This is a genomic window from Acinetobacter soli, from assembly GCF_018139125.1.
In the GTDB taxonomy this organism is placed as follows: Bacteria; Pseudomonadota; Gammaproteobacteria; order Pseudomonadales; family Moraxellaceae; genus Acinetobacter; species Acinetobacter soli.
Window position 1 is genome coordinate 67587 of the sequence record NZ_CP073242.1, and the last position, 12662, is coordinate 80248.

Annotated in this window: 17 protein-coding genes; 14 read left to right on the forward strand and 3 right to left on the reverse strand. The window is 34.0% G+C overall.

Going from position 1 to position 12662, the window contains the following annotated elements; all coding sequences use genetic code 11:
• Nucleotides 1-9: 9 nt before the first annotated feature.
• The 3 genes from KCV09_RS15550 (at nt 10) to KCV09_RS15560 (ending at nt 3191) form a co-directional block, all read left to right on the forward strand.
• A complete protein-coding gene (locus KCV09_RS15550) occupies nt 10-855 on the forward strand; it encodes a hypothetical protein (protein ID WP_024160863.1) in 846 nt (281 codons plus the stop codon).
• A gap of 685 nt (nt 856-1540) precedes the next feature.
• Nucleotides 1541-2671: a hypothetical protein gene (locus KCV09_RS15555; RefSeq protein ID WP_005005771.1), complete on the forward strand. Its 1131-nt coding sequence runs from the start codon at nt 1541-1543 to the stop codon at nt 2669-2671.
• A gap of 7 nt (nt 2672-2678) precedes the next feature.
• The gene (locus tag KCV09_RS15560; protein ID WP_005005767.1) at nt 2679-3191 is read left to right on the forward strand and encodes a hypothetical protein; all 513 of its coding nucleotides are present in this window, start codon (nt 2679-2681) and stop codon (nt 3189-3191) included.
• A gap of 65 nt (nt 3192-3256) precedes the next feature.
• On the opposite strand, the gene KCV09_RS15565 is transcribed toward KCV09_RS15560, so the two are convergent.
• Complete coding sequence (locus KCV09_RS15565; protein WP_212515820.1) at nt 3257-3910, reverse strand: hypothetical protein; 654 nt, start codon at nt 3908-3910, stop codon at nt 3257-3259.
• A gap of 164 nt (nt 3911-4074) precedes the next feature.
• Here KCV09_RS15565 and KCV09_RS15570 point away from each other — a divergent pair, with 164 nt between their 5' ends.
• The 6 genes from KCV09_RS15570 to KCV09_RS16375 all read left to right on the forward strand — a co-directional run bounded on the left by KCV09_RS15570 (nt 4075) and on the right by KCV09_RS16375 (nt 7528).
• Nucleotides 4075-4497, forward strand: coding sequence for a hypothetical protein (locus KCV09_RS15570; RefSeq protein ID WP_005005760.1), 423 nt, complete (start codon nt 4075-4077; stop codon nt 4495-4497).
• A 5-nt stretch (nt 4498-4502) separates the two neighbouring features.
• Nucleotides 4503-5012: a hypothetical protein gene (locus KCV09_RS15575; RefSeq protein WP_005005759.1), complete on the forward strand. Its 510-nt coding sequence runs from the start codon at nt 4503-4505 to the stop codon at nt 5010-5012.
• A 9-nt stretch (nt 5013-5021) separates the two neighbouring features.
• Nucleotides 5022-5510 (forward strand): hypothetical protein, encoded by a 489-nt coding sequence (locus KCV09_RS15580; protein ID WP_068523909.1) that lies wholly within the window; start codon nt 5022-5024, stop codon nt 5508-5510.
• On the forward strand, nt 5503-6282 hold the full coding sequence (locus KCV09_RS15585; RefSeq protein ID WP_005005756.1) for a M48 family metallopeptidase: 780 nt from the start codon (nt 5503-5505) through the stop codon (nt 6280-6282). Before KCV09_RS15580 ends, KCV09_RS15585 begins: the two co-directional genes overlap by 8 nt.
• A 15-nt stretch (nt 6283-6297) precedes the next feature.
• On the forward strand, nt 6298-7197 hold the full coding sequence (locus KCV09_RS15590; protein WP_005005753.1) for a hypothetical protein: 900 nt from the start codon (nt 6298-6300) through the stop codon (nt 7195-7197).
• A 187-nt stretch (nt 7198-7384) separates the two neighbouring features.
• Nucleotides 7385-7528, forward strand: a complete 144-nt coding sequence (locus KCV09_RS16375; RefSeq protein ID WP_228301602.1) for a hypothetical protein — start codon at nt 7385-7387, stop codon at nt 7526-7528.
• A 331-nt stretch (nt 7529-7859) separates the two neighbouring features.
• Here the strand turns inward: KCV09_RS16375 and KCV09_RS15600 are convergent, their stop codons facing one another.
• Nucleotides 7860-8222: a hypothetical protein gene (locus KCV09_RS15600; RefSeq protein ID WP_212515821.1), complete on the reverse strand. Its 363-nt coding sequence runs from the start codon at nt 8220-8222 to the stop codon at nt 7860-7862.
• 60 nt (nt 8223-8282) lie between these two features.
• Here KCV09_RS15600 and KCV09_RS15605 point away from each other — a divergent pair, with 60 nt between their 5' ends.
• Nucleotides 8283-9029 carry a hypothetical protein gene (locus KCV09_RS15605; RefSeq protein ID WP_005005749.1) on the forward strand — a complete coding sequence of 249 codons (747 nt, stop codon included), beginning with the start codon at nt 8283-8285 and terminating at the stop codon, nt 9027-9029.
• 99 nt (nt 9030-9128) lie between these two features.
• On the opposite strand, the gene KCV09_RS15610 is transcribed toward KCV09_RS15605, so the two are convergent.
• Entirely contained in the window at nt 9129-9482 is a 354-nt protein-coding gene (locus KCV09_RS15610; protein WP_005005748.1) for a hypothetical protein, read from the reverse strand.
• A 74-nt stretch (nt 9483-9556) separates the two neighbouring features.
• Here KCV09_RS15610 and KCV09_RS15615 point away from each other — a divergent pair, with 74 nt between their 5' ends.
• From KCV09_RS15615 to KCV09_RS15630, 4 genes are all read left to right on the forward strand, one after another.
• Complete coding sequence (locus tag KCV09_RS15615; RefSeq protein ID WP_005005747.1) at nt 9557-10075, forward strand: hypothetical protein; 519 nt, start codon at nt 9557-9559, stop codon at nt 10073-10075.
• A 90-nt stretch (nt 10076-10165) separates the two neighbouring features.
• Nucleotides 10166-11488 (forward strand): hypothetical protein, encoded by a 1323-nt coding sequence (locus tag KCV09_RS15620; RefSeq protein WP_005005746.1) that lies wholly within the window; start codon nt 10166-10168, stop codon nt 11486-11488.
• A 1-nt stretch (nt 11489) separates the two neighbouring features.
• The gene (locus KCV09_RS15625; protein ID WP_005005745.1) at nt 11490-12257 is read left to right on the forward strand and encodes a hypothetical protein; all 768 of its coding nucleotides are present in this window, start codon (nt 11490-11492) and stop codon (nt 12255-12257) included.
• A 6-nt stretch (nt 12258-12263) separates the two neighbouring features.
• A complete protein-coding gene (locus tag KCV09_RS15630) occupies nt 12264-12647 on the forward strand; it encodes a hypothetical protein (protein ID WP_005005744.1) in 384 nt (127 codons plus the stop codon).
• Nucleotides 12648-12662 lie beyond the last annotated feature (15 nt).

A 12662-nucleotide genomic window follows, 5' to 3' on the forward strand; every position in this document is an offset into this window, starting at 1 on the left:
GGTTTTATCATGATCAGTTCTAAAACAATATATGAACTATATCAATTGCTGAATCAATCCGAAGTACAAGAATTAAAATCATCTATAACTGAGACTTTTGGTGCAGATGTGGAAAGTGAAGTTGATAAAAGCCCGGTCTTACAGCAAAAGATCAATTATTTTATTTATCAATATATACATCTCAAGCATCCAGAAAGAACAGACAAGATCTTATTCGATGCAAATGAGTCGGCTCACGAGGTTGTAAAAACAGAACACCTTAAAAGTGAGCCAGTACCCTTATTAAAAGATTTTGTATCAAACAGCAGCAATAAAAGTTTAGCACCTGAAGAACAAAAAGATGTAATTGCAGTCACTTTACCAGCCGAATTATCTGACATTCCTGTTGAACCAACAAATCAAAACCATACAGGAAATAATGAAGTAAAACATGACTATAACATTATCCTTGATGGTCGAACTAAGCTAAATATATTGCTCGAAAGATATTTAAGTGGTGTTGATGATGTGGCTCGTGAAATCATTGTGAAGTGCTTTCTTGTTATCTCTATATTTGTAGCACTGATCTCTCTTGTTATGGTTCTTCTGAATACGACCAATATTAACCAGATCCAAGAAATGTATGATATTGGCCATAAAACATTCCTATTCCAATATGCTGAAGTCTGCAATGTAAATGTTGAAGTTGCAAAAGCGAATCCATGTGTTATCTCAGAAATCAATAAACGTATTTCTGAACTATCAAATAGCAGATTTTGGAACACGTTCGGGGTGGTGCTTTTCTCACTTTTATCGTGCTTTTTCTTCTACCATATCTCTACTTACCGTGATTCTAAAGATAAGCACAACGGCTAGTCTTAAAAGGAGGGTAGGGTGTTTTAAAATGGTCTTAAAAGGCCATTTTTTTATTTTAATAACAAAGTTTTATAGTTGATAAAAGGTATTCTAAAAGTATAATAGATACACTCTTAAAACTGGAATGCGTTGTGCTTTTTAAAATTCCAAAAACGGGTGAGATTGATTCAAGTGAACAATCGATGACAGGCCTGGTACTCAAATCGGCATACAACTTAGTTGCCATTTTCAATATTTGCTACATCTTTGTAGTTGTATTCTTTGTGTTTGAAATGTTTTTAAATACAACGATATACAAGATTAAATATCTACCAGAAACCCTCAATACTCCATCATATATATTGCAAATCATCATATTCATTTTATGTTTTTCTTCACTTCTGTATGCGATAAACAAAATGTTTGATGAAAAGTATATCCCTACACGCAAAGAAATCTATCTATTCCTTATCTCTTTTACTATCAATAGTTTATCAATGTTTATTTTTTTAGCTACCAAATAACACTGTAATTCCAAGTTCCCACCGTAGCCTAAGCAAAAGTTACCTGTTTTTTTGGGTTTTAAAAGCAGTGAGCAAGGGCAGAATTAAAACACAAAAAAATAAAATTAATAGTTTTAAAAAATATTTTTTAAAACTAAATCAGTGATAATATGTAACCAACGTTAAGTTTAAGAAAGTATATTATGTCTGATATTCGCAGCATCTATTTTTACGGTAATAATAAAAGCATCAAATTGGGTAAAAACCCAATCTTAAATACTGTCTTTGAAATTTTTCCAGCCACTAAAACCCCTTTAAAGCGGATTCTTAATCATAACCACCAGTGGGTTAGTAATTGCGCTTTTTACGTGCCTAACGATGTGAAAAGTGAATGGGTTAAAACGGTAACACTTTCAATTTTGACAATCTCAATTATGGCTTCCTTCCGTAATGCAATTGCACAGCAAAAAGGGTTGTCACCAAACGATGAAGCACTTGATGAAGAGGTAGAGAACCTTGTGCCAGATTCGTTATTCAATTCTGCTATTGAATTATCGGATCTTAAAAAAAGTTTATTAGAAGTTCTGCCAAATTTAATGAGCGAATACCTTGCACAAAACTTTGGTGAATACGAAAGCATTATTACAAACGGTGTAGCTAAGCTTTTTATTGATAACCATGAATTTTTAGATAAGCAACTTGATTCTGATGCTGGAACAGATAATCAGATTTCAATGTTAAATTTTACTGACAATGCAGATGAATTATTTCACACAACAAACTATATTTTAGTCCGTATTGCTGATTCAAATGAAAACTTGAAAATCAACTTTACTAACAGCAAACCACATGCAGAACACTTAGGCCGAATTCTGCATACATTGTTGGGGGATGAAAGTTTTGAGATCTCAAAAGGTTCAATTGAGATACCTAATGACGAAGATGGCCAAGAAATTTTCATCTTTGAAAAAGAAACGAACTTTATTGATTTTTATAATTCATTATTGCTGGAAGTTAGTTTTTTTCTAGATCATGCAACAGTCTTAGAGCATATAGAAAAGTATGCACCAATTAACCAAACACTAAGCAGTTTGAGTGAGAATTTAGAAAAGAATATTAACTTTGTCATTTCTTCATTCAAAGAAACTCGCGATCTATCTGCATATTTAGAAAGCCGTGCTCAAATCATAGGGTTAATTCATGAAGCTGCACAAATCGCCAGCATTGAAATACAGCCAGTTGCTCAGGCTAAGGACCTTAAATCGTTAATTGAATCGCATCACCTGGTTACTTTTAATGATAAAGACACCTTTAAACAATTTAATTTATTTTGAGGTGAATATGAAATTTGTTATTAAAAATGGCATTGGTACACGTAAAGTCGAAGTGGATCTCGCATTAGATATACCATTGGTGCTACAAAAATCCATTTCTGTAATTGAGTATGAAGATTTCTTTAAATATTTTAGTGAGCAACATTTTCACATTTGCAAATTTAGAACGTTGAACTTTAAAGATAATAGCGTAGAGGGAAGTAGTAAGGAATTAAATCGCTTTATCTGGCTTGCTATGGCACATCAAGCTTATATGGAGCGTAAAGCTTTACTACCAAGTAAATATATTGCGGATCTAGAAGCTTCAATTTCAAGCATGTTTAATTTAGAGAGCGAATCGCGAGAATGGTACCGAGCTATTCACAAAGCCATAGATGCTTACCTTAAATCACAATTTCCTGAAGCAATAGAGTTTTTACCTTCCAACATTGCACCACTGGATGAAGTGACTAAAATTCTTATGCAAGAAGTACAGCCAGTGATACCAGTTGCAGACGAGCCAGCGAAGCTTTATAGCTGATTCTAGAAATAATTAAGACATAAAAAAACCATCTAAAAATTAGATGGTTTTTTTTGTTTGTGTTTTTATAATTTTGCGAATACTTCAGGATTGTCATTCATAAACTGTTCAATGAAATCATTGTCTAATTCGACATGTTTTGGAAGCTTCTCATGTTCACGAACAATGGATTTTATAGATTCAATATTTTGCTTATTGAAAACAGGTGTTGTACGGCTCTTATAGCCAGTATCAGCCATCGCATAGCGATCATCAAACATACCTGAAGAGGTATTAGAATCGACTTCTGAGTCGCTTATAGATAGTGTTAAGTTGCGGTCTTCAGCTAACTTTAAAATGAATTCGTCAGAGATAAAGTTACGTAGCTCATGCAGCATAGATTCAACTTTATTGTGTTTAAAAAGCACCTTTGCAATTGAACGACAAGATAAGAAACCTTTTGTGATGTTTAGATCTAGTAATTTTTGAGGAATGATTGGATCGCTTTTCTTGTTGCTATTCGCGATCTGTTCAACTTCTTCATCAGTCATAGAAGCTATAATGTTTTTAAAGAAATTGCCATATTGAAACTTTTCAATTTTCTCCAGCATTGTCACTTGTTCTGTATCTAATAAGCAAAAAGAAATAGGTTTAAGCTTGCGTTGGTTGGTTTTGCTTAAACAGCCATTTTGGTTTAAGCGGTTCTCTTTGGTTTTAGCGTTAGTTTTAGAGTTAGTCATTTTAAACACCTTTCAATATGTTTTAAACTTTGGTTAATACCAATAATCATATTATAAGTGGTTTTAGCTAAAATACAAAAAATGAACATTTTGTTTTTTTAAAAAAATCTTTTAAATGTTTTTCGTATATACTATAAGAATATCTATCTTAAAAGGTATAACTCGTGATTAAAACTGATACAGGCGATACGGTTGGAGGGGGTTTAACGAATCCTCAGGATGAAGTTCTAGCATTGTTAGAAGAGTGCTTAAACTCTGAACAATATACAGCTCGTATTACTTATATTTGTGAAGATGGCGGTCAATTAGTAGGTAAAAAGGCAGCTTTAAAGATTTTAAAGGAACAAGAGGACAATGGTTTAATGCTGGTTCCAATACCAGTCTTAGGAAAACAACTAAGAGTCTGGAGTGGTTTAAGTAAAACCAAAATGTCTAGTCACACAGGATTGTACAACAATATACAGTGGTCAAAGTTTGAAAGTGGCGAAAAGTTAATAACAAAGCAAGCGTGGACATTACTTCAACTTAGACTTGGGGTTCATCCAAAATACAAATTGGTTTTAAAAAATGAATTAGATGTCGAGTGAATTATATGTTAGTGAAATTAGCCCTTAGTGGTCATGCTTCTCCAGAAGCTTTAAGTAAATTTGAACGTATCAAAGCGTATGTGCCAGATAGCGCACCTGTTTTGGTCACATACTTTAATAAACAAGTTTTATTAAGTGATCTACTGGTTAATTTTTCTAATTTTTTACCATCGCTCGAAATCACAAAAGATAAAGACATGCTGGTTACGATTAGAGGAAATGAAACACCTTTAGTCGAATTTATTGTCAATTTAAAACTATACAGCATGAAATTAGGCAAACTTTTCTTTGAATTTGAGAATCAATTTAAAGAAAAAGAGCAAGACTTTAAGGGCTTTATTAAACGTCACAAACTTAAAGGTTTTGATCATGCCAATTTTGTTAATTACGTGAAACTAGGTGCATATGATAGTGCTTTAGACATTATCAAACACCAGTACGAAAGCGTTAAAAAAACATTCTTTGTACTGTTTAAAGATCGTTTCACCCTATTAGAAAGCAAGGGTTTTATTTAAGGATATTCTATGGAAATGTTAGATCCATCAAACACAAACCCTGGGCTCTTTTTAGTCATAATGGCTACGGCAATTGGTACCATACTTTTTGGTTTTTTAATTGTCGCTTTAATTGCACGATATAAGTTCAAGATTAAAGTTACGGTATCTAGTTTTATAGCTGCAGTTACTTTATCTGTATTTAGCTTTATATGCTTTGGTTCACTTGGTCCGATGGAACCTAAATACAGTACTTCAGTTGTTCAGCTTTATGCGTTGGGCTTACTGGCTGGTACTTTAATATTAAATATAGTTCTTCTGAAATTATTCAGCCCTAAAACTATTGAACAGTTAGCTTTGAAAGGTTTTAATAAGTCAGAAAATGAACAAAAAGAGCATTACAAAAACATCTTAAAAGAGTTTAAATGTATTACTGATTTGGAAGATAAAAACAAGCTTAATAAGCGCAGTTTTAACTTGTTAAATGTTTTTAAACATAAAGGAAAACAAAATGTTTGATTTTAAGATGAAATCTTTGTGTGTTTTGGCTGTTGCCGGATCTCTTTTAACTGGTTGCGTATCTAGTACTATTGATGGAATGGGTTCTAAACGCAAACAAATCATGTTGTATTCTGAAAAAGAATATCTTCAGCAAAGTACTCAGTCTTACAACAACATCATCACGACTGCTAAACAGCGTGGATTGATTGTGAATAACGCTCAAGTAAATAGAGTAGCAAAACGTCTTATCGCACAAGTTCCACATTATCGAGCTGACGCAGCAAATTGGAATTGGGAAGTTAATACAATCCGAGATAATGAAATCAACGCGTTTTGTCTATCTGGAGGCAAGATCGGTGTGTTGACTGGTTCTATCACAAAAATTAATGCAACTGATGATGAATTGGCTGCACTGATCGGCCACGAAATTGCACATGCTTTACGTGATCATGGGCGTGAAAAGGTAAGTAAAAAGCTTTTAACTGGTTTAGGTGTGCTTGCAGCTAGTTCGGCTGGTCTTGGTGACATGGTTGTATCTGGCACAAGTTTACTAGGCGATTATGGGGTTAACTTACCTGGTTCGCGCAAACTTGAAAGTGAAGCGGATCTTCTAGGTGTTGATATTATGGTTCGTGCTGGTTACAACCCACAGGGCGCAGTCAGCTTTTGGAATAAAGTAGTAGCCCAAGAAAAACAGGGCACTAAAATTGATTTCTTATCAACGCATCCTACTTCAGAAAAAAGAATTGTAGCGATCCAAGAATACATCAACCAAAATTACAGGAAATAATATAAGGAGCTGGTTATGGATATTTACACAGTTATCCGAGTGAGCAAAAAGTTGTTTGACCACGGTTATGTTGTAATACCAGAACACAAAGTAGATTTTAAATCGGCTTTACTGCTCTTAAATGAACAAACCGTTGATGATCGATTTCTAATATCTAAAGATATAGTAGGTGCTGAAATCAGAGGGAATTTTGCCTTAATTGAAAAGGAGGGGAAGTTTCAATTGTTTACCAAAGGAATAGATTACTTTTGTTTGAATGTTGAGCCTGAAAAATCCAGTACTGATCCTAAACCTGAAAAAGAGGTAAAAAAGAGTAAAGTAGTTCTCAAAAACCGTTATTTATATAAAAGTGGCGTGAAGAAGATAGGGGAGCTGGACACGTACAAGAAAAGAAGCGTCAAGATTACGAATGTAGGAAAACCATTTGTACTAAAACAAAAATTGCATGACGTTCCAGATTGGCTTTTTGAAAAGCTAAAAGACCAAGATGTATGTTGGATCTATTTTGAATATGCTGAAGAACAATTATCAGAGGCACCAATAGAAACTGCACCAATCAATTTAAAAAGTGACATTGAAAGTTGTGTTAAATACTTTAAGTTACATGGTGAAAAAACAAGAAAAAAACCAATTATCAATGCTGAAGCACCAGGTAACGTAAACCTATTCAGATATTGTGATTTACGGCGCATTGATCAGGAATTAAAAGTCTTATTTGTTTGTAGTGAAAACTATCTTTGGTTACTGGAACAAAATAGACAAGATCCACTACCTAACATCAAATTAAACAATATTAGTTTTGGCGGTTGGATCATTCCCAAGACGACAAACCAAGATATGTTGAATAAGCTAATAATGTTAGATAAAGAATTAAAAACGAATCCAGATGCTTATCTTCTAAGTGTACGAGAGTAAAGTACTCTCGTACAATAACTATTGTAATGCTACTAATTAAGTTGCTTAAATCTAAATAATTAAACATAGCTGCAAACATGAATCTCAATTTTTTATTCGGCTTTATCATAATTATTGTTGGCGGTGGTGCAGCAATAGTTGCGCTTCGTTCAATGTTAGAAAATGAAATTTTTATGAAGGATAGTATATGGCTATGAATAATTCTAAATTCGATAAATACTTATTGCGCTCATTTTTAAAAAATACTGGACTTGCAATAATTTCAATTAGTGCAATAGCATTGGTTATATTTGCATGTTATGTGGTTTATATAGGAATAGGAAAAGCATAAACTTATGTATTCAATAACTTTGTACTAACTCTAAAAACTATTGGCTATATCGTATTATTTTTTATCGCTTTAAATTTAGTTATCAGTTTTATTGAAAATGTTATCAAAGAAGCCAATCAAAAAAGGAGTGAAGATAGTTCAGAAGATAATGTATGAGGGTAATAAAAAGTATCATACTGGCTTACTCTCAACACTTTGATTTTTTGGTCTTTATCTCCATCAAGTGTATTTTCTAAAATATAGTATGAATCTTTTACCCTCATACACTAAGGGGTTAAGAAAGGTTTCGGCAAGAAACGCCCCTCAACAAAACACCTACGATAAAAAAGTTTTAGTGATCGTGGTGATCTGTATCAATTACGTCATTATTGTTTGCATTAAACTTAGCCTGCTCTTTATAAAAATTATAGTCGGCATTGTCGTATACAAGCTCTTTTGGGTAAGGGATACCCATTTCATCAAGCTTTAAAGCGTAATAATGCGGTATTGGCTTGGTTGGATTGAAGTATGGTTCAGGGTAGTACTGAGTAACGACTTTAGCGGAGTAGGAATTAACGAGTTGATCTACATCGCTTTCTATTGTTTTTTGTTGGTCATTGTAATAAGAGTCAACAAGCTCTTTGTCTGAGTGGCTTGCTGCACAACCTGAAAATATTAAAGGTATGAAAATAGCGATAATTCTATAATGTTTCATTTTAAATAGGCCCAGGTGTAGTGTATATTTAATGGAACGTTAAAATACTTTAGATTATACATGACTTTTAAAGATGCTGTAACACCACCTTTTAGCAGAGGAAAAAGAGAACATAAGTTCTTGGCTAAAATGTTAAAATCTGAAAAAGATAAGATTAAGCTTTATACCAAAAGTTTAAGAAAAATTACTTTTAATGAGCTTTTAATTAGAGCAACTTTAATTTTAGTTGTGGTTTTTGCGTTAAGTTTTTGTATCTTTGGCGTATACCTATCTTTGAACGGTTTATTCTCAAAAGATGTGCATTTAGGAATGATTGGCATTATAGGTGATAGTAGTAGAATAATATTATGTACCATCTCAGCTATATTGTGCGCGGTTACAGCTTTCAAACTGTTTAAGAAAGCAAAAATTGACTGGAAAGAACATCAGTCATCAAAACGATATGCCAAAGCAATAACGAAAGAGTACCAGTCATTAAATAATTTGATTTTGGAACAGATTAAACAAGATAAAACAGGCAGTTATTGGCTGAACAGCAAAGAGATCCTGAGCATAACAGAGCAATACGAAGATAACATAAATGAAAACACAAAAGATTATCTGGTAAGTTTTACGCAAGATACGACTAAAAAGTATGTTAGGTTTTACATATATAATAATTCGCATATCTCTAATGGGTATACCAATGTTTTACATATACACTCGACTACTTTAACAATTTATTCACACTGTCTAAGTTATTCGGATTCGTTGAGTGTTAAAGACCTTTTAGATATTTCTGTTAAAAGTATTTGCATAAATTATTAGTTTTACTATAATACTTTTAAGAACAAAATTTAAATGTTTCTTACGACATTAAAAGAATGGGAGGCTTATAGCTTCCCATTTTTCTTTTTAAAATAACTATTATTTTTCTAAAACATCATTTGCCTTTTTCTCAAAACCCTTAACTTCTGCTAAAAGTTCTTCATTTTGGGCCATTGTGTCAGTAAAGGTCTGTTTCGAGAATTTAATGAATTCCAATGCATCATTGATCGATTGCTCTTTGCTTGGCTTCACGTACTTCGGGAGCTTATTGAATTCAGTATCCACATTTCTTTTGATCGCAGAAAAGTCTTTATCAAGCGACTCGAATGCTGCACTGGTTGACTCAAGCTGTATACGTTCAGAAACTCTATGGTCGATGTTTTGGAACACCAGGAACACACATACAAAAACTAAACTAGCAATTAAACTATTTTTTAGAACAACTGTATCCACTTTAAAACCCTTTAACATTTCTTTGATATTTTTAGTATAATCACTTTAATGTCTTTAAAATTTTTTTAAAAAATATGTCTAAAGCCTCCAACGTTGAGCTCTTAAACTTTTATAGTCTTGTTAAAGTACCTTTTAAATATGCTCACAAAGAGGTGTTGTTCTCCATTTCTATTTTATATTTTAACGGTAAAACTAAATCATACGTTCATTATCACAAATTTGAAGATGAAGAATTGCAGACTGTTCTAGGGTATGTGGTTTCGGAGAGTCTGGCGTGGACCTTTGGATCTTTGAAAACTGATAAATTCACTGTTAATCAGAATTTTATTTTTAATACTGTGCAAGAAGTGGAAAAAAGCCTTAAAGAACAAATAAATGCTTTATATAAAAGCACGGGTATAAATGCTAAGTTTTCCATGCAATATGCCTTAAAGGATAAGCCATCTGCAGAAAACAACGACTTATTAGAGAAGATATTTGCGATTGATAAAATGCTACCATTTGCTTTTACATTTAATAATAACGGCGGTTATGAAGTTGCATTAAAAGAATGTTCGTTAAAACTAATTAATGATATTGGGTTTTTCGCTTAAAAGTCCTTAAACTATTAAATACCACTTCATTAATACTTATTTTTAATTATAATGTGGGGTATTAGTAGTTTTAAGTTAGGTCATTAATTAGTGAATAAGAAAACCCTTACCATAGCGATATTGTCAGTTTTGCTATTTGGTTGTGATAAGTTAAAGCCTTCAAATACTGATACTGCATCTCAAGAAGAACAAATAGATCCCATTGAAAAGAAAGTTGAGGAACAAGTTCGCAAATATGATGAACGTGTTACCACTTACAATCCATCTAACTACAAATTACCTCAATCAAGCCTTTCTACCACCAGCCACAAAGTAGCGTGTAATTTTGGTGTAGGGGGAGATCTACCAGCTTTGGCATCAAATGGCATGTTCTCACAGCCGTTATATCGTATTGAAGCTGAGCAGATCATGGATAAAGTTCAGGGCGATGTGATGTATGCCCCTTATTCAATCGCGACATCTGTTGAGGGTGATGTTTTATATGAATCTGAAATTGATAGCTTTGATCGACAGTTAAATACATTACGAAGTTATCAAATTAAATCATCTGAACAAAATATCATTTCGTCATCTGGCTTTTACACCAATTCAAACAAAGCTGTTCGTATGGCACCTATCCGCAGTTACCCGGTTGCTTATGTGAAGCGCTTGGACGGCGATATTGTTTCTACATCTATGTTTAATGATGCATGCGACAAAGAAGTAGGTGTACGTAACTACAAATGGCGCGAAATTGATGTGTCGGGCAAACCATATGCAAGTTTAGCATCCACTGTATCTGAGCAAATTGTTCGGGTGAATCAGTTTGGCATGTTCACCAGTGCATCAAATTTTTACAGCTACTTCAGTAGTGAGTTTGGCAACTTCTTGGATGCAAATAACAAGTTTAGATCCGCATTGGAGAAATCAGGACGTTTCCCTAAAGGTTCAAAAATCTACGTTCCATCTGAGATTAAAACGACTGATGAAACACTGGTGATTACGAAGAACCCTGAGCTTGAAATTACAGACTTCCAAAAAGACAAGGTTTTAGAGGCATACAACAAAGAGGCCAAAATACGGAATCTTGGCCAGATCGTATTCAAGGTCTACAACCTCAAAAACAATACTGTTTTCTATACACCATGGAATGAAACCAAGCACCGTGAAGCGGTCGAGTTTGAACCTATTGTTGTTATCGATGGCAAGGCTTATTCAGCAGTTTGGCATGTTCCTAATACTTTGACATTCAATGATTCGACCAGTGCTGGAAACTTAACGTATTACAACGCTACGGCGCATAACGCATTCGTCAATGCTGTTAAAGGTATATACCAAGGTCAGCAAAGCATGGTTGGTACAGAGCACGAAGATGATACCGAATATTCAATGAAGACTGCAGTTGAATACCAGAAAGCCCAGGCAGAGAAATAATATGGAATTAAGCACTATTGAAAAGAATACCGAAGCTCAAGACATTCAATCTGATGCGTATGACCAGCGTGTACATTCAGTATTGATAGTACCTGAACATGCCCTAAAAAAAATTGAGTCGATGATTTTGGCTACTGGTCATGTACAAAGTGACAGTACCAATCTTTTAGAAGTTTTAAGGCCAATGCCTGAAGAATTCAGAAAAGACGTTGATAACACCGAATTTACAGAAAAAGAAAACGGCGACATCGGTGATGCAGCCGTGGTCATTGTTGATGGTTTGATTCACGACACAAAACGCGGTGTTTGGATCTCTCAAAATTGGGGTTGTGGTAGTCCTAAATTCACCAAGCTTATTCAGGCTGGAGCTGAGCCACCAATTGAACTGATTGCCAAAAATAAGGGGGATAAGTTTAGTGCGACTTTAACGCACGAATTTCAAAAAGCGTATGAGCGAATGGGTTATACCCAAAAACAGGTCGGTTATATACACATCCTATCAAATGGTACACCAACGACTTTCTTTAACTACCTGAGTGACGAATTGCTGTGCAAACTGGAATTCATATCAGTAGACAACAACCGTTTAAACGCCTCACAAACTAACTTTTATAGTGCCGTAGAGCGAGGATCTGTTTCAGATTGGGGAGTGAGCTATCACAGAAAACCTTTTAACTTAGAAAATTACCCGATCAATTCTCTATTGGTGTCGGGATTAACAATAACTTTTATTTTGTACCTGATTTACAGCTATCTCTTTGGAGCTTAATACCAAATGAAATATTTAAACAGAACATCTCAAGATCGCGAAAAACATCATTACTTTAATCAACAACAGGGCGACAATAGAAAACAGCACAATCCGAACCATCGTCACCACTCTATTAGCTTAAATGATGTATTTCGGTCGTTATTAGCCCTTACTCAACTAGACAAAGACATCCCGACATTGATCAAGCTTTTTGAAGAACAAGGGCTTGAAATATGCGAAACGCGTGTACGCACTTGGTCAACACCCGTGCATATCAACAATAGACCAATACCACACATTATTTTTGTTGGTTTTATGAATTTACTTGAGTGCATCAATGCTGAAGCAAAACTCAAAGATATTAATCTGTTTGATCTGTCAGAAATCTTGGACGATATACGCAACTAACAATTATGTGGTTTA